The sequence below is a fragment of the Anabaena sp. FACHB-83 genome (assembly GCF_014697485.1).
Taxonomy (GTDB): domain Bacteria; phylum Cyanobacteriota; class Cyanobacteriia; order Cyanobacteriales; family Nostocaceae; genus Nostoc_B.
The window spans coordinates 1-17,460 of the sequence record NZ_JACJRY010000068.1; the positions used below are offsets into that span (position 1 = coordinate 1).

The 17,460-nt window shown below is 39.4% G+C and carries 19 protein-coding genes and 2 pseudogenes; 9 read left to right on the forward strand and 12 right to left on the reverse strand.

The window, feature by feature from the left end; genetic code table 11:
* From H6G79_RS33520 to H6G79_RS33550, 7 genes are all read right to left on the reverse strand, one after another.
* Positions 1–67 (reverse strand): DUF1392 family protein (locus tag H6G79_RS33520; RefSeq protein ID WP_191049408.1); only part of this gene is annotated, 67 nt, incomplete at its 3' end.
* Positions 64–318: a hypothetical protein gene (locus H6G79_RS33525; protein ID WP_190594849.1), complete on the reverse strand. Its 255-nt coding sequence runs from the start codon at positions 316–318 to the stop codon at positions 64–66. The genes H6G79_RS33525 and H6G79_RS33520, both read right to left, overlap by 4 nt.
* A gap of 68 nt (positions 319–386) precedes the next feature.
* A complete protein-coding gene (locus H6G79_RS33530) occupies positions 387–584 on the reverse strand; it encodes a hypothetical protein (RefSeq protein WP_190594848.1) in 198 nt (65 codons plus the stop codon).
* A 24-nt stretch (positions 585–608) separates the two neighbouring features.
* Positions 609–806 carry a hypothetical protein gene (locus tag H6G79_RS33535; RefSeq protein WP_190594847.1) on the reverse strand — a complete coding sequence of 66 codons (198 nt, stop codon included), beginning with the start codon at positions 804–806 and terminating at the stop codon, positions 609–611.
* The gene (locus H6G79_RS33540; RefSeq protein ID WP_190594846.1) at positions 799–1,122 is read right to left on the reverse strand and encodes a hypothetical protein; all 324 of its coding nucleotides are present in this window, start codon (positions 1,120–1,122) and stop codon (positions 799–801) included. Before H6G79_RS33540 ends, H6G79_RS33535 begins: the two co-directional genes overlap by 8 nt.
* 101 nt (positions 1,123–1,223) lie before the next feature.
* Positions 1,224–1,532 carry a hypothetical protein gene (locus H6G79_RS33545; protein WP_190594845.1) on the reverse strand — a complete coding sequence of 103 codons (309 nt, stop codon included), beginning with the start codon at positions 1,530–1,532 and terminating at the stop codon, positions 1,224–1,226.
* Positions 1,533–1,610: 78 nt separating this feature from the next.
* On the reverse strand, positions 1,611–2,204 hold the full coding sequence (locus H6G79_RS33550; protein WP_242048719.1) for a hypothetical protein: 594 nt from the start codon (positions 2,202–2,204) through the stop codon (positions 1,611–1,613).
* A gap of 168 nt (positions 2,205–2,372) precedes the next feature.
* Here H6G79_RS33550 and H6G79_RS33555 point away from each other — a divergent pair, with 168 nt between their 5' ends.
* From H6G79_RS33555 to H6G79_RS33570, 4 genes and pseudogenes are all read left to right on the forward strand, one after another.
* Positions 2,373–2,717 carry a helix-turn-helix transcriptional regulator gene (locus tag H6G79_RS33555; RefSeq protein ID WP_199334129.1) on the forward strand — a complete coding sequence of 115 codons (345 nt, stop codon included), beginning with the start codon at positions 2,373–2,375 and terminating at the stop codon, positions 2,715–2,717.
* Positions 2,718–2,887: 170 nt separating this feature from the next.
* Positions 2,888–3,838 (forward strand): hypothetical protein, encoded by a 951-nt coding sequence (locus tag H6G79_RS33560; protein WP_190594843.1) that lies wholly within the window; start codon positions 2,888–2,890, stop codon positions 3,836–3,838.
* A 121-nt stretch (positions 3,839–3,959) separates the two neighbouring features.
* Complete coding sequence (locus tag H6G79_RS33565; protein ID WP_190594842.1) at positions 3,960–4,943, forward strand: hypothetical protein; 984 nt, start codon at positions 3,960–3,962, stop codon at positions 4,941–4,943.
* A 542-nt stretch (positions 4,944–5,485) separates the two neighbouring features.
* Positions 5,486–6,529 (forward strand): annotated as a pseudogene (locus H6G79_RS33570) (chromosome segregation protein ParM); the annotation flags it as partial.
* Between the two features lie 440 nt (positions 6,530–6,969).
* On the opposite strand, the gene H6G79_RS33575 reads toward H6G79_RS33570, so the two are convergent.
* The 3 genes and pseudogenes from H6G79_RS33575 to H6G79_RS33580 form a co-directional block, all read right to left on the reverse strand.
* On the reverse strand, positions 6,970–9,147 hold the full coding sequence (locus tag H6G79_RS33575; RefSeq protein WP_313934714.1) for a CHAT domain-containing tetratricopeptide repeat protein: 2,178 nt from the start codon (positions 9,145–9,147) through the stop codon (positions 6,970–6,972).
* A 60-nt stretch (positions 9,148–9,207) separates the two neighbouring features.
* A pseudogene (locus H6G79_RS37570) lies at positions 9,208–9,402 on the reverse strand (tetratricopeptide repeat protein); the annotation flags it as partial.
* 11 nt (positions 9,403–9,413) lie between these two features.
* A complete protein-coding gene (locus H6G79_RS33580; protein WP_190594839.1) occupies positions 9,414–9,923 on the reverse strand; it encodes a hypothetical protein in 510 nt (169 codons plus the stop codon).
* A 103-nt stretch (positions 9,924–10,026) separates the two neighbouring features.
* On the opposite strand from H6G79_RS33580, the gene H6G79_RS33585 reads away from it, so the two are divergent.
* The 3 genes from H6G79_RS33585 to H6G79_RS33595 all read left to right on the forward strand — a co-directional run bounded on the left by H6G79_RS33585 (position 10,027) and on the right by H6G79_RS33595 (position 16,103).
* Positions 10,027–11,301, forward strand: coding sequence for a tetratricopeptide repeat protein (locus H6G79_RS33585; protein WP_190594838.1), 1,275 nt, complete (start codon positions 10,027–10,029; stop codon positions 11,299–11,301).
* Positions 11,302–11,366: 65 nt separating this feature from the next.
* Complete coding sequence (locus H6G79_RS33590) at positions 11,367–12,383, forward strand: lipopolysaccharide assembly protein LapB (protein ID WP_191049407.1); 1,017 nt, start codon at positions 11,367–11,369, stop codon at positions 12,381–12,383.
* Positions 12,384–12,434: 51 nt separating this feature from the next.
* Positions 12,435–16,103 carry a tetratricopeptide repeat protein gene (locus tag H6G79_RS33595; RefSeq protein ID WP_190594836.1) on the forward strand — a complete coding sequence of 1,223 codons (3,669 nt, stop codon included), beginning with the start codon at positions 12,435–12,437 and terminating at the stop codon, positions 16,101–16,103.
* Positions 16,104–16,238: 135 nt separating this feature from the next.
* Here the strand turns inward: H6G79_RS33595 and H6G79_RS33600 are convergent, their stop codons facing one another.
* The gene (locus tag H6G79_RS33600; protein ID WP_190594835.1) at positions 16,239–16,481 is read right to left on the reverse strand and encodes a hypothetical protein; all 243 of its coding nucleotides are present in this window, start codon (positions 16,479–16,481) and stop codon (positions 16,239–16,241) included.
* 112 nt (positions 16,482–16,593) lie between these two features.
* Between H6G79_RS33600 and H6G79_RS33605 the strand changes: the two genes are divergently transcribed.
* Positions 16,594–16,857, forward strand: a complete 264-nt coding sequence (locus H6G79_RS33605; RefSeq protein WP_242048720.1) for a helix-turn-helix transcriptional regulator — start codon at positions 16,594–16,596, stop codon at positions 16,855–16,857.
* Between the two features lie 119 nt (positions 16,858–16,976).
* Here the strand turns inward: H6G79_RS33605 and H6G79_RS37575 are convergent, their stop codons facing one another.
* Complete coding sequence (locus H6G79_RS37575; RefSeq protein WP_277877397.1) at positions 16,977–17,099, reverse strand: hypothetical protein; 123 nt, start codon at positions 17,097–17,099, stop codon at positions 16,977–16,979.
* A 186-nt stretch (positions 17,100–17,285) separates the two neighbouring features.
* Here H6G79_RS37575 and H6G79_RS33610 point away from each other — a divergent pair, with 186 nt between their 5' ends.
* Positions 17,286–17,453 carry a hypothetical protein gene (locus tag H6G79_RS33610; RefSeq protein WP_190594834.1) on the forward strand — a complete coding sequence of 56 codons (168 nt, stop codon included), beginning with the start codon at positions 17,286–17,288 and terminating at the stop codon, positions 17,451–17,453.
* Positions 17,454–17,460 lie beyond the last annotated feature (7 nt).

Sequence of the window (17,460 nt, forward strand, 5' to 3'; positions counted from 1 at the left end):
GTATGGCTTGTCCCCAAGGTGGGGATAAAAACCAGCATCTTTCTAAATCTGTAATTTGTTCTTTCATGCTTTCCCCTTCAACAAACAATTAATGGCTTGGGAATCAAGAGATGCAATTCGTTTTTTAATTTGATGCGGAGGATTTTCTAGAAATTGTTTGAGGTGTCCAATCCCAATTTCATAATGCTTGGGAGTATGTTTGTTAGCTTTCAACCAGCCGCGTTGTATCCAGAAACGAACAATGGATAAATTCAGAGATAGAATACTAGCGATTTGATGACAGGTATAGTTGTCTGAATCAATCAAAACTTTAGCCATAAATAACTCTCTAAAATTTGATTAGCAATCGCCCCAACATAAGCACTCATTCAAGCGATTGCTATTTCCTAATCAACACTCTCGAATACAACTGAAAGCTGTTGATTGGTTTCTAGTTCACATTTCAAATATGAAAGTGCTGTTTTAGCATCACTAACTGTTAAATCTGGTTGATAATCGAGTGCTTGGTAATCAGGATGTTTTTCGATTTGAGATATCAGATATTTTGCAGATTCAACTAATAGCAATAAATCTGGTAAATCCATTGATTTTGCTCCTTCTGTCTGGAACTAAAACTTCTTGATGACTGACAGTACAAATCCATGTCCGGTGTTTTTTATTTGTGCCTGTTTCTTGTCCAACAAATGCTGAATGATAGTCTGTGAAAACTGAACACGGTGTAGAGGTATAGAACCACCAGAACCACGCAGCGATCGCAGTAGTCTTGCAGCAGTTCTCTCAATGTAAGGATCGAAAACTTTAGGCATCGTCAGAACCTCCAATCGCTGCTAATTGCTGCTGAAGTGCTTTGATTTGCTGTTGATGTTCGTCAATTTCGGCTTGCAATTGCTGTTGTATCTCTGCAACAGAAAGCGTTTGAATCTGGTCGTCAGAGTAATGGCGGACTTCATCAGAATTCTTGTCAGGAAGTACCGTATACCGCCAAGAATTACCGTACTCGTGTGCTAATTGTGTTCCAGCAGGTTTGTACTCTAAGCCGATGACTATGCCTTGTTGTGTACGCTGCCCGAATATGAATCTGGGGTAATCCCAGTGTTTAGGGATGGATATTGTGGGTTGCATTGTTTTAGTTAGTAAATGATTGATTGGGGAAGGGGAAAAGGGCAAAGGGTAAGGGAATAGAGACTAAGCTTTAACCTTTCCCCTTTAACCTTTTCCCTGAGTCACGCTGCAATACTTTCGTCAGTGGTTATGGTCATACTTGCAGCTAGAAAATCATCAAGTGCGACTACTGCGTTCAATGGCTTGGCGTATTGCTCATTGTCGATTTCGTTTGACCAATGAGTGATGTATTGGAAAACCAAACCCAACATCGATTCACCTTTATAAACGCGGTAATTCTTCGGACAAGCGCCATTGCAGTAAACGAGTTTGTAACCGGGAATTTCGATTACCTCAGCATTTGGATGAGTTGGGGGCAAAAGTATTTTTTCGCAGCATTCCCCCCAATCTGCTTCTTGATGGAAAGACATATTTGCTGTATGAGTGCATTTATCGTGATGAGGTAGCGATCGCTCTCTCAGGATGCGACCGCTTTTCTACTGTTGGTACTATGCCGCCACAGATTGTCTAATTCCAAGTTGAGCGATCGCAGCATCAATATCAACAGCCGTGCGACTGCCTCCCAACTGGCTTTGTCGGCTGTACCATTGGCCTTGGAGGTTACAGCCGAGGAAGCCAACACGCTGGCGGTTCACGTATAGGGTTGTGCTAAACGAGAGCCAGTCTATTTCACCGTGTGTTATTCCATATTTTTGACAAGCTGTTTCTAATTCTTCGCTGAGGCGTTCATTCCGTTCTCTGGGAGTTTCGGGTAATGTTGCTTTAACTTCCTGTACTCTTGTAGCGAACCAGTCACGGTCAAACGCTAATCTTCCGCCGTCAACCAACTGCACCCAAACAGTTATTCCGCCTTCCAGCCAGATAGTACGGACTGATTCGGGGTCTACTTGGATAATCTCGCCAATGATGCGACGGTCACGAGATGTTAGGGGATCTAAAGTTGGGGCTATCGCTTCAGCTTGCTCCGCAACGTACCCGTTCAGTTCGGCTTGAGCAATCGCTTGTTCGTTGGGGGCAATTCTTTTGCTGTGCGTTAGACCGCAATCGGTGGGCGGTTGCTGGGCGGGGGTTGTATGTGGCATGATGGGAATCTCCATGAATATGTGGAACAAAAGGCGATTGCTTCCAAAGTTTCCGAGGCTGAGGGCATTGCCTTTTGTTATGCTTTTATATTCGCATTTTTAAGTAATAGTGTCAATATGCGTATTCGCATTTTTAGGGTATAGTATCTATTATGAGATTATGGAGGTATGACAGTGCAAAATCGAATCAAAAAATTTATTGAAGAGAAAGGCATCAGCCGATATAAGTTCTGGCAAGACACTAAACTTGGCAGAGATACTGCTTATCGACTATGCAATGACCCCAACTACATCCCTACGGGCAGTGTATTAGACAAAATTTGTACTACTTATAAAGTTCAGCCAGGAGAATTTCTGCTTTGGCTTCCTGATGATGAGCCTGGGCTTGAAGCATTGGCTGACAACCTAATATCGGAAGTTGACGAAATGCCGGAGATTCAAAAACACTCTCGCAAGCAATCAGCAGATCAATTGGATGGAATAGTGTTGCCATTTGAAAGGAGATCGGCATGAGCGTGTTTCATCAAAGGCAATTACAGCTTTTGATGATTAGTTCTAGCACTGTCAATCCTTCTATTTATCTTTTTTTCTTCTTCAATCAGCAATTACATTTATTTACCTTGCTCAAGATCAAGTGCAGACAGATTTTGAGCAAATTGTCCTGAGCTAGAAGAGGTGGACGAATGAACAACCCACCCCGTAAGAGTAAGAAAGCTACCTCTGACAAATCACAGAATTTAGAATCGCTCAACTCAGACATCTCCTTTCTAGAAGATCCAGCTTCAGCAACAATTGACGTTTCTGCTGTTGAAATTCCTGAATTAACCGAGCAGGAGCAGAGCGATCGCCTGCATTTGGAACGCAAAGTTGAAAGAGCGTTTTTTGAGGCAGGTAAGGCTTTGGCAGAATTACGCGATCGCAAACTCTATCGTTCCACTCACCGCACATTTGAGGAGTATTGCCGTGATAGATTTGGGCATAGTCGGCAACAGTCAAATTATCTGATTGCCGCAGCTGGTGTTTACGAAAATCTGACAACCAATGGTTGTCAAAATGTGACGGATGAAAATTTGACAACCATTGGTTGTCAAATTCTGCCAACAAGTGAACGACAAGTTAGACCCTTGGTTCCTTTGACAGTAGAGGAACAACTTACTTGTTGGCAGTCCGCAGTCAAAGAAGCTGGTGGTAAAGTGCCAACTGGCCGCATTGTTAAAGATGTCGTGCAAAGGATAATAGAGAGTACCAAAATACCCAACACCTACCAAATTGGCGAAGTCTGCCAGATTTTAGTCAAAGACAACCCTGATTTGCGGGGGAAAGGTGGCTGTTGGTGCATCGTGACTTATGTTAGTGAGTTTAGCTGTACGGTGAAAACTTGGGATTATGAACTGACGGTTGGGGTGCAGCATTTGAAATCGTTCAATTATCTGCCTGCTGAGTGTCAGCAGATGCAGGAGATTTGCGATCGCATCAATAGGGTGTACTCTAGTGAATTGGAAGAATCAGTGCAGAGGTTCTTAGAGTCGCTGGGAAAGTTGAATCGGGCTTATTTGACGAGCTTGGAAGAGAAATTTTTGAGTGTCTTGGAATCGGAGATACTACTTAATAATGGAATTTCCAATTACACATAATGCAACTCAAAATATTCATAGTATCTTGATAAGAAATAGTTTTTAACTAAATGTAATTGGGAATATTAAGAAGGATAGGCTATCTCATGTTTTAGCTAAAAGCCAAGGAAATTAAAAATTTATGACTAATGATTCCCATCGCAATTCTGTTGTTAATGCAGCTGCCACAACTAAAATTCAGCACCCTCAATTAACAGATTTACCTTTGAGTACAGCACGCAGAATGTATAAAGGTGGGATTAGACCTGGCGAACCGATAAGAACTGGGATGGAAGCTCAAAAAATGTTAGAGAATATCCCACCTTCCCAACGTGCAGGGGTTGACGGAAAATCTGCGGCTAGTAATGTCGAGCAGTACTTATCAGATAAACACGCCAGTCATATTAAGCCTCATAGCAAAGGTGGATCTAATAATCCCAATAATATTAAATGGGAAAACGCCAAAGACAACATTGCTCGTGGTGCTAAAACCATGACTTGGCAAGAGAAGATGAGATTAGATGCTCAATGGCATTTTGACAATCTAAAAGGAGCAGCCAAAGCAGGTTTTCAAGCTGCACCTGTGGGGGCTGCTGTCGGTGCGATGACGGCTCTACCTTTTTCGCTTTTAACTCATGCACTGCGTGTAGTTCGAGGAGAAATTTCTGCACAGGAAGCTGCTACAGCAACTTTAAAAGATACAGTCGTGGGCGGTGCAGTTGGAGGCGCAACAGCATTTGCCACTACAGCAGTCGTGGCAGCTTGTCCACCCATTGCGATCGCTTTAACCGCAGCAGCACCAGCTTTAGCTGTTATTGGAACTGCGGGTATGATTAATCAATTTTTTAAAATTCTTGAAGATCATAAACAGGATGTCAGGATATATTACGAATCTTTAACGCAGCAAGAACTGAAACATTTACAAGCGATTGAAGATGAATTGATTTATGAACACAAGAAAAATTTAGAGTTTTTGTCTCAAGCAGAAGCAATTAATCAAGAAATAACAAATCGTGCAATTGCATCAGGGATAGAAGGGGCTATGCAACGTTTACGTGACTCAGTGGCTATTGCCCAATCGCTAGGAATAACATCAGCAGATAGCAAATTATTAACTGATTCGTAAGGTCTTCATCTTTTCTCCCATCGTCAATACTTATTTTATTTATAAAACTAATAATATTTATGGTTCCTCTTGTGTTTGGTGCATTAGGGTTGGCAGTTGGTACTGTTGCGGGTGCTTTTACTGCTCATGCTGCTGGCGAAAAAGATAGACAAGCAGCTAAACACCACAGAAAAATTGCTAATGAATTAACGGATAAATATAATTCTTTAAAAAATAAATATGATGAACTAGCTGATGACAGCAAAAACCAGATTAAGAGATTAACTGATCAACACGCTCTAGATGAAGTAGAAAAAGATTGCTTACGGTTGGCAGTACGTTTGCAGCAAAACCTTATCTTTTTAATGTGGGAAATAGATAGAGAACCTACAGTAGATGCTTTAACTAGTTTTCAAACAGCAGTTGAACAAACTAACCAAGTTCTCTCCCAGTTACAAGAAGAGTTAATTATTGTTCCTTATGATTACTGTACACGTATTTTAAAAACAATAGAACTAACTAAACGAATCAACATTATAATCCCTAGTGGTATTGATAATACAAATATTCTCAGCGTTGATTTAGGGAGAACTTACACAAAGACTTGTGTTAGCCATGAACCTAATAGTGTAGTGTTTATTTCTGCTAATGTGGAGCAACTTTCTTTTGAACAAGGTCATGGTCATAGTGTATTTGAATCTAAAGTTATTAATCCTTTAAGTAATTTGTGGATGGAATACCAAGGTAGTACTTATGCTTTTGGCCAGTTAGCAGCAGAGTTAGGAGCGAATTTAGGAGTCGGTAAATCTAAGGTTGAAGATGGACTTATCAAAGTGTTGATTAGTGCAGCTTACTTCAAACTTGAAGGGAATACCTCAGTCATACTCAGCCTACCTTTTCATTCCTTAGAGCAATTTGAAATAGAAAAATCACAACTGACTAGTCAGATGCTTGGAACTCACGTTTTCAATTTCCGAGGTCAAACTTTATCGCTAAACATTACTAAGGTTTGGGTAATGCCACAAGGCTACGGTAGTCTTCTGTGGTCTGAAGCTCAATCTAAGAAGTCAAGAACCAGTCCCGATTTTATCAAAATTCCCTTAGCCATTGTTGATATTGGATTTCAAACCATTGACTTTTTGATGGTAGACAATTTCCGCTTTGTTAAATATCTTTCTAAAAGTGAAGACTTTGGTATGAGCAAGTTCTACGAAATGATAGCAAAGGAAATCGAGGGCGCAGACAGCCAATCTCTGGTGCTGATTTCTGCTGTTAACAAACCCAAAGGCGAACGCTTCTATCGTCCCAACGGTGCTATGAAACCTGCTAACCTCGATGATTTTCTTCCCAATCTAGTAGAGATGTTTTCTCGTGATATTTGCAGCCGTGTCCTTGCTTGGTTGCCAGAGCGTGTCACAGATGTGATTATCACTGGTGGAGGCGGTGAATTCTTTTGGGAAGATGTGCAACGTCTGTTGAAAGAGGCTCAAGTTAATGCCTACTTAGCTGCACCTTCCCGTCAAGCCGATGCTCTAGGGCAGTACATTTATGGTGAAGCACAATTGCGCTCTCGTCGTTCTTCTAGTGCCGAAACTGTAGCTGGATAAAAATTTGGTTCTTGAGAAAATTAGAAATTCATTTGCAACAATTCATTGGCGAACCATTACCAAGAATGGCAAAGATTATCTCCAGGCGTACTATCACTACGAGTTTTAGAGTAAGGGCGATCGCTTGATCAAGTCATCGAAGTATATCCCCAAGCGGTTACTGAAGCGCGTTCAGCAGATGGAGCGAGAGAAGGCAGGGGTTAGGGAGATTTTGGCTGTGGTAATCGGCTAGGCGGATGCTGGGGGTGCGGGAGAGCGAACCCCTGGAAGCGATAGTTGAGGCAGTGTTGAAATGCTTGACTAACCTGAGTTCGAGATAATCTGAAAACCTTACGATCACGTCGAACAAACAGCACAACAACCTTAACCCTAACTGACGTTATTTTAATTTCTCACCGATGTGCTGGTACAACAACTATAAGATGATCAACTTATGGTTGTCAGTCCATGTGCAAAGGATTCCAATCGCCAGAAGGAACGAACGCCGCCCAAAAGAAAGGATGTTTATAATCCTGACTTTCAAGTATCTCCAACTGTGCTTCTCGCAGTGCTTCATGCCTGCCCTTACCAGCTTTAAGTTTTGAATAATATTTTACCATTAGTTCCTTAGTTGCCTCATCGCTTACCTTCCACAGGCTTAAAACTTGACTTTGAGAACCTGCAATTACCAAAGCACGACGTAAACCATAAACACCTTCACCAACTTTGACATCACCTTTTCCGGTATCGCAGGCAGACATCACAACTAACTGAGTTCCCCGCAGGTTCAATCCTGCCACTTCAAGTGCTGTCAATACACCATCATCACTATTCGTTGGTAATTTATTGCGAATGTTGATGTTTGCTAGTGCTAGTCCAGAACGCAGTAAGGGGTTTTCTAACTTCAATATTTGGGGGCTTGGCTGTCGAATTGAGCTACCTAGCGACGGACTTAAATTTATTTCTTGGTCGGAGAGAAAGAAACCGTGGGTAGCCAAATGCAGGATACTAGGAGCTTGAAGTTGTTTTACAGCAGTTTCTGTTGCATCTTTGCCAAGAAATACTTTGGCATTTGGTAGAATGTCTTTAATCGCCACGGCTTCTGCTTTTGTTGCTGCAAGAGGGTAAAACAGATTGTTGACAAAATCGTTAGAACGCAAATTTTGAGAAGAACCCGTTGATTTAGCTATTGCTTTAACAGTCTGGACTCGTCCGTAATCAATATCTGCTAGTACCACTGGACTTGAGCGGCTTGTGGCGGGTGATTTAAAGCGTAATAAATCCCTTCCTGTTGTGAGATAAGAAAAAGCGTAGCGTTGAATTAGATATTGTCCTTGTTCATCCACTAGGGCTTCAAAGGGAAGCAATGTTAATTGTCCGTCTAGGGAAAGTAAGATATGACGTGTATTACCCAATAAAGGACGGATAGGTTTCATGAGTTGCTCATCAAGCTGGCGAGATGCTTTCTGGACTTGTCGTAAAAATTCCGGTTTTCTCAAACCTGCTTGTAGGTTACGTGCTGACTCATTAATGATTGCAACCTCGCCCAAATCAACCCACTTTGGTTCTCCCTTCGAGTGCAACACAACCGCAGCATAGCGGAGGTTGCCCCATTTTTCACTCTCTTTCTTCGCTTTGGCATTGAGAGGTTGATATTGTACAAATTCTACCAAAGCTCCATTCTGGGGAATTTTGGCTTGGATGGCTGCTAACTGCACAGGTTGTATTTCCTGACGAAATTCTGCACTTTTCTCGCTGATTGCTGCTTCTAATCTTTGTCTTTCTTTTTCTAATTGCTCAATTTTAACTTTATATTGCTCAGGAGCTTGTCTTTCAAGTTCTTGGAATACTAGTGCAGATAACTGTTTTTGTATGGTCAACCATTCATCAAATAATTTTTGGCTTTCTGGGTTGCGTTCTAGTTGACTACGTAATATCTGTATACTGTCAGCCACTGCATCTAACACTTTTCCTTTGCGGCGTAGGGTAGTAGTTAGGGCAAGGCGGGCTGTCTTAGAATCGTTAGGTGAAGACTGGAGATGTAAAGAAATAGTTGTATAGGTCGTACCCAAGACAGTGTTTATGTAATCTAGCTTCTGACTTTCAGAACCAGCAACAAGATTTTGAGTAAGGTTTTTTTGTTCAATCTCAAGTCCTTGAGAAAAATATTCAGTAGCTAACTTGTAATCGCCTTTAGAGTAGTATAAAAGTCCTATATTATTAATAATAAAAGCTGTCTCAGGATGATTGTTACCATATACCTCTTTATATTTTACCAATGATTTTTTGTAAAATTCTTCAGCTTTTTTATATTTTTTTTGTACTCTATATAGTTCACCTATGTTATTGAAAAGTTTTGCACTATAGAGATGATTATTTCCTAATATGCTTAAAGATTTTTGATACAGTTTTTCTGCATCTGCATAGTTACCTTGCATGTGGTAAACTTGCGCTAAATTATTGGATATTATTGCAACACCAATATAATTTTCTCCTAATTTTCCTCTGATTTTAGATAAAGAATCTTGATACAAAGATATAGCTTCTTTAAATTTTCCCGTTCGAGTATAGAGTACTCCCAAGCTATTTGTAATAATTGAAAATTTTTCTTCTAAAGGATTTCTAACTTGCTCATCCACAAATATAACTGGATATTTAGTTAAATTTTCAATCAAAATAAAGCTTTTTTCTACTATGGTTCTAGAGCTTTGATAATATAATTCTGCATCTTTATATCTTCCTATTGAATAGGATAACAGTCCTAAACTATGGAGATTAGCTGCTACATCAAGATTTTCTCCTACATTTTCTTTAAGTATCGCTATGGACTCTTTATAAAGAGGTTCAGCTTCTATATATTTACCTCGTTCTCTATAAAGTTCTGCCAAATTGTAAAGATTTTCAGCTACACTAAAATGCCTGTCTCCTCGTAGGCGCTTTTTTTTTGAACAATCTCCTCTGCTACGAGTATTGCCTCCTGGAGTTTACCTTGATTTCGTAGTTTGATAAGCTGTTGTTCTATCTGCTTTAAATTTGTCAAATCTTGCTCTTGTTTTATATTTCCTTGTTCTGTAGCATAGTTGTAGCACTGTTCAAATCCTTTTTGAAATAAAGCAAGTGTTTTTTGAGAAAAATTTCTGACATTTTGAGGGTTGTCTCTGATAATTTTATCTATTCTTGAGTACTCTTCATAAGAAAAATTATTCTTGACAAAATCAAAATAGCATCCGCAATAACGAGAGCGTATGGAAGCTGACACTTTAAGTGGTGGTGGAAGCGGCTGAGTCATGCACTCTGTAATGAAGCTTTCTTCAATTTGAGCATATCTATATTCATCAGTTTGGGCTAAAACGGGTTTTGATCCTAATAAAGCAACGCTGATGATTGCTAAGTTAAGTGGGGTTATTATTTTCATTCCGTCAAAAAAAATATATATCAGATAAAATGTATATTGAGTCTATATAAAAAAGTAGTAAAAAGCAACAACATAAAGCGATAACATTAGTTCCTAATCAGTAATGAACACAGAGTTAGATACAACTTTAGAGCGATACGAAGCAGCACTCCAAAGTCTAAAGGGAACAAGAAAAATAGAAGTGGCACAAGTTCTGATACTTCTGAATGCACGGGATGTAGTGCAGATAGCTTTGAAGGAACAGAAAAGCATCCCCACCAGTAGATTGCAGAAAGTCATCGAGTTAGATGCTCTCCTCAGAGAAAAAGCGCAACTAATTACCAAAGCCGTCAATAACAAAAAAGACAAGCAATTAGCTGATTGGCGCGAAAGTGTGCAACCAAGTGCAGAAGCTTGGTGGTGGAAACTGGACAATATCGCACCTCCTCATACTTGGGATAAGTTAGATTGGCTGTGGAAATTACTCTCGGTTGTTGGTTGGACTGCGAACCTAAGTTTACTTGTTACTATTGCTACTCGTTTTCTTGGTGGTGGGGGAGTGGGATTACTTGGTGCTGCGGCTGTGACTTTACCAAGTATTCTCGCTTTACTACAGGCTAGTAGCGAACTCACTCAAGCAGGTTCAGAAGGGTTTGAAAAGTTACTGGAAAAACTGAAGATTCCCAAACATTATCAACAAGAGGCAAAATTGGCTTCAACGGGAATAATGTTTGCAATTCTTATAAGCTTTTGGTTTGCTCTACCGTCAGTATCGAAAATATACAACAGCAATGGGTTGAAAAATTATCGAAAAGGCGATTTAGGTACAGCAGAAAAAGATTATCAGCAAGCAATTTCTCTAGATGAAGATAATATTGAAGCGCATTACAATCTGGGTAATCTTTACGAAGATTGGCTGGAGTTTGATCAAGCTAAAAAGCAATATCAAATAGCAGTAGCAGACGGATTACCGCAAGCTTATAACAATCTTGGTCGCTTGTACATTCAGGAAAAAAAATATTCCCAGGCTGCGGTTTTACTAGCGAAAGGTTTAGTGCTGACTGAGGAGAAAAACAGCACTCCAGAAGTTAAATATAGTTTGTTAAAAAATCTAGGATGGGCAAGGTTAGAACAAAACAGATATGAAGAAGCACAACAAACTTTGCAAGCAGCTATTGGAATTACTAGAAACCCAGATGCAAAAAATTACATTCCTAATCCTGGCGCTGCTCATTGCTTGTTAGCACAAACTTTAGAGAAACTAAAGCAGCCAAAAGCTTTGGAACAATGGCAGCAATGTAGTCATTTCGGTTCTAGGCTGAATGCTGATGAGGACACTTGGCTGTATCTAGCCAAAGAAAAGTTATCTAAATCAAAAGTAAGTAAGGCAGGAAAATAATGCGGAGATATCACAAATTAAACAGAGTAATTGGAATACTTTTTTGTGTATTTTTGGTTAATTTATTGATACCTAGCTTTGCACAACAACAGGTACTAAATTTTATTTCTGAAATAAATGGTAAAGTTGAAATTTTACGTGCTGGACGAAATAATTATCAACCTGCATACCCAGGCGATTTTCTAAATCCTACGGATAAGTTGCGGTTAGAACAAGGTGCTTCAGTAAAAGTTATTTGTAATAACCTATCAATTTGGAATCTTAAAACTAGGGGAGAATTTGAGATTCACAAGGGTTGTCAATCTACAAATAGAATAATTCTTATTAGACAAGGAAGCAATACTAGCGATACTCGTGCGGGGAATAACTCTAAAATTCCCTATCTTATTAATCCAAGAAATACAGCAATTCTCAATCAACAGCCTACTTTAAGTTGGAATCCAGTCAAAAGTGTAACTGGTTATAGAGTGCAGATATCTGGTGGAGAACTTGATTGGACAACAAATGTTAATCAGCCGATGGTCGTTTATTCTGGAAAGCAGCCTTTGAGATCAGGTGTTTTTTATGAAGTCGTGATTACTGCTAGTAATGGTGTATCCACAAAAGATATAGATGATCCGACATTCTTTGTGTTGAGTGATTCTGATATTCACCAAATCAAAACTGACATTACAAAATTGCAACAACAATCGTTAAATAATGAATCAAAAACTATTACGTTAGCACATCTGTATAGAAGCCAAGATTTAAATGCAGATGCAATTGATGTATTAGAAAAATTAGTAAAATCTGGCACTAAAATAACGTCTGTTTATCAACTATTAGGAAATATCTACCAGCATATAGGCTTAAATTTATTAGCAAGAGAAAAGTATTTAATAGGACTCAAACTTGCTCAAGGAGAGAACAATCTGGAAGCACAGGCAGGTATCCAAGTTAGACTAGGGGAAGTGGATGAAACCTTAAATCAGCCACAACAAGCATTGCAAAGTTATCAAGCAGCTATTGCTAATTATCAAGTTTTGGGAGATGAAGAACAAGTACGGAGACTAAAACAAAAATTGGATAAGTTTCAACAATGAGAAGTATCTTCAACTAGGTTTTAAAATTTACATAAAATTGAAAGGTTAATTATGCGTAATGTTAAATCTGACTCTGACTATTTATATTGGCAATTACTCCCAGTTTTTGTACATCGCACTTTCAGTTTATTTGTCTATATTATATTTTTCTCACAGTCAGTATTAGCATCTGTTAAGAGTGAAGGAATAAAGAACTCTCAGCAGCCAATAAGAGAACAAAATGCCGTTAGTCCTGATAAACAACAAGATTATGCAAGAGCTAAACAACTATTTCAGGAAAGTCAGTTACTTTACAGAAAAGCTACCATAGAGTCTCGAAAATTAGCAATTGAAAAGAGCGAGCAAGCTTTAAAAATTTGGCAGAAATTAGAAGAAAAAGAGGAGGAAGCTGAAACCCTTAACTTTATTGGCTTACTTTACACTCTAAATCGTGAAAATAAAAAAGCATTAACTTTTTTTGAACAAGCCTTGGATATCTGGCGTGAAAAGAAGAATCGCTTGAAGCAAGCTGAAACCTTATTTGTGATTGGGAGTGTATATTCTTATTCTGATGAACAGGAAATGGCACTCAAGTATTTACAAGAAGCATTACTTTTATACAAGGCAGAAAACCAGTTTACTAAACAAGGACAAACATGGTATCTTATCGGCACCGTTTATACTAAATTGAGTAAGACTCAACAAGCTCTTGATTCCTTGAATGAAGCATTAGATATTCAACTTGCTCAGAATGATTTGCCCAGACAAGTTACGACCCTTGGTGCTATCGGGTCAATATATACTATCTTAGGTGAGCCGGAAAAGGCACTGACAACCTACAATCAAGCACTGGAAATTCAGCGCAAAAGGGGTGATTTGCTAGGGCAAGCTGATATCCTGACTCAAATAGGCAACCTCCAGGTTTCATTGGGCAAAAACCAAACGGCAGTAGAAACTTTTAATACGGCGCTAAATTTACGACAGATAGCACAACAGGATCGGACAGAAAAAGATATTTTATTTAGTATCATCAACCAAAGCTTGATTTTAACTAATCTAGCTCACGCCCACAGTTACTTAGGCAATTACCAGCAAGCTTTGGAATATGGTGAGCAAGCGCGAAAACTAATGCAAAAAGTAGGCGATCCTTCCAAAGAAGCTAGAGTTCTTTATGTCATTAGCACCATATATTATTTAAAGGGCGACTATAAAAAACAACTCGCAATCTTGGAAGAAGCTTTGGAACTGCAACGCTCAGTCAATGATCAATCAGGGCAAATCGATACTTTCAACGATATTGCTGGAAGGTATCAATCATTTGGTGACTATCAACAAGCATTGAACTATCATAACCAAGCATTGGAGTTAGCACGTCAGATAAAATCTCCTGCTCAGGAGGCAGAAACCCTCAGCAAAATAGCTGGGATATACCGCGATTTAGCAGAATATAACTCAAGTGTTAATTATTTTGACCAAGCACAGGAGATATACGGAAAAATAGGTGATAAATACAAACAAGCCCAAACTTTAGATGCAATTGCAGGTGTCTGGCACACATCACAAGATTATCCCAAAGCATTGGAGAAATATCAACAGGCACTGCAATTGTGGAGACAACAGCAGATTCCCTTTGGACAACTGGTTTCACTCTTGGGAACGGTTAGAACTTACGAGTCATTAGAGAATTATCCTAAAGCACTGGATACTGCCAACAGAGCTTTATCGTTGTCCAGCGAACTGAAAAATAACTTTGTCAAAGCTACTACTCTTACTTTAATTGGCAGAATTTATCAAGGGAAAAAAGATTATCAAAATGCTCTGTCATCTTTAAAACAGGCTGTATCTATAGCAAAGCAAATGGAAAATAAACAGATTGAAGCTAATGCTTTGCGAAATATTGGTAAAACTTTCTATAAAGAGCGGAAGTACCAAGAAGCAATTGCTACTTTTAATCAAGAATTAGAACTGCGGCAGGCATTGAATGATAAGGTAAATGAAGCAGAAGTAATGTTTGAAATTGCAGCTATTCAAAAGGCTATTGGTAAGCAAGATATAGCCCTTAAACAAATTGAAAATACAATTCAAACAACTGAAAATTTACGCGCTAAAATAGTTAGTCCAGAGCTACGTACATCGTATTTTGCTACAAAGCAAAAATATTATCAATTCAAAATTGATCTATTGATGCAACTGCACAAACAAAACCCATCAAAAGGATATGATGCACAAGCCCTCGAAACAAGTGAGCGCGCCCGTGCTAGAAGTCTTGTAGAACTCCTTAAAGAAGCGAACGCCAATATCCGTGAGGGGATTAAACCCGAATTATTAGCCAGAGAACGCAACCTACAACAAAAATTTGATGCTTTAGAAAAACAAAGATTAGAGTTAGCTAGTCGCCCAAATACTGAAAAACAGATTGCAGGTATTAAACAACAAATTGATCAACTTCTAGATGATTATCAGCAACTGCGGACAGAAATTCGTCTCAATAGTCAACGTTATGCTGACTTGAAATTTCCTGAACCAGTTACCCTGCAAGAAATTCAGCAAAAGATGCTGGATGATGATACATTACTTTTAACATACTCTCTTGGGGAAGAACACAGTTACTTATGGGTTGTCAGTACAACTAAAATTAACAGTTACGAACTTCCTAAACTTGCTGAAATTGAGGCGCAAGCGAAGCAGTTTTATGGATACCTGAAGTCTAACCCCAAAAAATTTAGCGCACCAGCTGCTACCAATATTGGAAAACAGTCCGCTACCAAGCTCAGTCAAATGCTGTTGCAACCTGTCGTTAATAAATTAGGTAATAAGCGCCTGTTAATTGTTGCTGATGGGGCATTGCAATATATACCTTTTACTGCTTTATCAGTATGTAAAGATGTAACCTGTAATGCTTCTATACCGCTACTTGTAAACCATGAAATCATTAACTCTCCTTCGATATCTACCATTGCTATTCTTCGCTCAGAACAGCAACGCAAATCCATACCCAAGAAGACACTTGCGGTGTTAGCTGATCCCGTTTTTAGTAGAGATGATAAACGCTTCATTTCCAAGGATAAGCAAAATACCTCCTCCAGAAAAGTTAACTCTGATACACAAAATGAAAACCCAGACAATTTGCTGTTACAGCGTTCGGCTAGAGAATCAGATATTACTTTTAATCCTTTGCCTTTTACACGCCAGGAAGCAAACGGTATTCTAGCTTTAGCTCCACAATCGAGTATAAAAGCCTTTGACTTTGATGCTAATCGTGCATTTGCCATGAATCCTCAATTAAGTCAATATCGTTTTGTACATTTTGCTACTCATGGCATACTCAATAGCATTAATCCTGAATTATCTGGTGTGGTGCTGTCATTAGTAAATCAAAAAGGAGAAGTGGAGAATGGCTTTTTACGGCTTAATGATATTTTTAACCTCAAATTACCAGCAGAATTAGTTGTCCTCAGTGCTTGTGAAACTGGATTGGGCAAAGAAGTCAGAGGGGAGGGGTTAGTAGGATTGACAAGAGGGTTTATGTATGCAGGTAGTCCACGATTAATCGTTAGTTTGTGGAAAGTGGCAGATGAAGGAACATCGATATTAATGACTAAATTTTATACAAAAATGCTGCAAGAAAATTTAAAACCTGCGGAGGCATTACGAGTGGCGCAGTTGGAGATGTTGCAAAGTGAGAAATACTCTGCGCCGTATTACTGGGCAGGGTTTACACTGCAAGGGGAGTGGAGATAGTCAGGAAATAGAACCTTTCTCTAACTAAAACAATAAACAACAACTTGACAAGAACGCTGTATGTGCTTGGCTACCACCTCGGTAGCGATTTAGTTACACTTATGTACTTAGTATAAGAAGGGCGATTTTCTGAATTTAGGTGGATTGGTGGTTGATAATGGCATTGATCCACTCATTCTTGCGCCGTTTGTCTTGTATCGCCACTGTGCAGCCGATTTCGGCGTATGTTTGTCTCAACTGCGGTAGGGTTTTCTTTTGCAGCTGTTGTTGGCTATATTTGGTATAGGTCATAATGAAGATCCTTATAGAAGGGTCAAAGGGCGATCGCAAAAGTTTTCCAGGCTCTAGGCGATCGCCTTTTGTTTTTCTGGTTATCATATTAGTCGTAGCGACTAATAAAGTCAATATAGTAGCTAATATATTTTTCGCTAAGGTTTATGCTATAGTTGCAGCAACTAAAGGGCAAACTTAAGGAGGTGTATTGTTAAAGATGCCGATGTTTGTAGAAGAATCGATGCCGATAAAATGGCGTTTGGCTGTATTGATGGCTGATAGGGAAATTGATTATAAGGAACTTGCCATAATGACTGGGATGCACCCTGTTACTGTTAGCAAGCACAAAAATACTCGTGTGATGCCAGAAAGATTAGAGAGAGAAACACTAGAAAAATACTGCAAAGCTCTTAACTGCCAGCCAGGGGATTTGTTAACGTATGTGGCAGATGAGCCGAAAGATGAAGCAAAAGCATCATAGTAGACGGCCTTTGACAAGTACCCAATTATTCAAGTCAAAGGCATTTTTCTCTAAGGCTTTGTTATGCCAGTAAAATAAAAGTCTGTCGGCAGGACTACAAGACGAACAATTAACGACTCTCACTGCGATCGCAGATATCGCTCATGCGCTAGATTACACCAACACCTACAACCGCGATCGCAGATGCAACGAACGCCCACACCAGATTGCACCAACACCCACAACTGCGATCGCCTGCTCAAGTCATCAAAGCCTCCGCGTGGTTGCTGAAGCGTGGTCGGTAAACGGAGATTATGGGATACAGGAATGTGTGACTTTTACAAGATTTTGGACACTTTTTGGAAGGAGAAGTTGGACAAGTTGCAATCTGGAATATGTATAACTTCGTTAAGGCATAAATGGCGCGATCGCCACTTTGGATCAAGAAAATGGACATAATAGCAAAAATGGAAGAAGAAGATGGACGCAAATTCAACCTAATACTACTCAGATACCAACTTTTTCCTAACTTGTGGAATTTTTTACTAGCACTGCGATCGCTTTCCGCCCTTGGCATCGCTATTGGTGAAACCTTTATCTTGCATACAGAGAGATAGTTTGAGC

What these genes read in the sequence shown, in the direction of transcription:
- H6G79_RS33555 (WP_199334129.1), top strand. Translation starts at nt 2,373, where the DNA reads ATGACAGTGCAAAATCGAATCAAAAAATTTATTGAAGAGAAAGGCATC.
- H6G79_RS33540 (WP_190594846.1), bottom strand. Translation starts at nt 1,122, where the DNA reads ATGCAACCCACAATATCCATCCCTAAACACTGGGATTACCCCAGATTC.
- H6G79_RS33565 (WP_190594842.1), top strand. Translation starts at nt 3,960, where the DNA reads ATGACTAATGATTCCCATCGCAATTCTGTTGTTAATGCAGCTGCCACA.
- H6G79_RS33610 (WP_190594834.1), top strand. Translation starts at nt 17,286, where the DNA reads ATGGACATAATAGCAAAAATGGAAGAAGAAGATGGACGCAAATTCAAC.
- H6G79_RS33530 (WP_190594848.1), bottom strand. Translation starts at nt 584, where the DNA reads ATGGATTTACCAGATTTATTGCTATTAGTTGAATCTGCAAAATATCTG.
- H6G79_RS33550 (WP_242048719.1), bottom strand. Translation starts at nt 2,204, where the DNA reads ATGCCACATACAACCCCCGCCCAGCAACCGCCCACCGATTGCGGTCTA.
- H6G79_RS33595 (WP_190594836.1), top strand. Translation starts at nt 12,435, where the DNA reads ATGCGTAATGTTAAATCTGACTCTGACTATTTATATTGGCAATTACTC.
- H6G79_RS33560 (WP_190594843.1), top strand. Translation starts at nt 2,888, where the DNA reads ATGAACAACCCACCCCGTAAGAGTAAGAAAGCTACCTCTGACAAATCA.
- H6G79_RS33545 (WP_190594845.1), bottom strand. Translation starts at nt 1,532, where the DNA reads ATGTCTTTCCATCAAGAAGCAGATTGGGGGGAATGCTGCGAAAAAATA.
- H6G79_RS33585 (WP_190594838.1), top strand. Translation starts at nt 10,027, where the DNA reads ATGAACACAGAGTTAGATACAACTTTAGAGCGATACGAAGCAGCACTC.
- H6G79_RS33605 (WP_242048720.1), top strand. Translation starts at nt 16,594, where the DNA reads ATGCCGATGTTTGTAGAAGAATCGATGCCGATAAAATGGCGTTTGGCT.
- H6G79_RS33600 (WP_190594835.1), bottom strand. Translation starts at nt 16,481, where the DNA reads ATGATAACCAGAAAAACAAAAGGCGATCGCCTAGAGCCTGGAAAACTT.
- H6G79_RS33580 (WP_190594839.1), bottom strand. Translation starts at nt 9,923, where the DNA reads ATGAAAATAATAACCCCACTTAACTTAGCAATCATCAGCGTTGCTTTA.
- H6G79_RS33535 (WP_190594847.1), bottom strand. Translation starts at nt 806, where the DNA reads ATGCCTAAAGTTTTCGATCCTTACATTGAGAGAACTGCTGCAAGACTA.
- H6G79_RS33525 (WP_190594849.1), bottom strand. Translation starts at nt 318, where the DNA reads ATGGCTAAAGTTTTGATTGATTCAGACAACTATACCTGTCATCAAATC.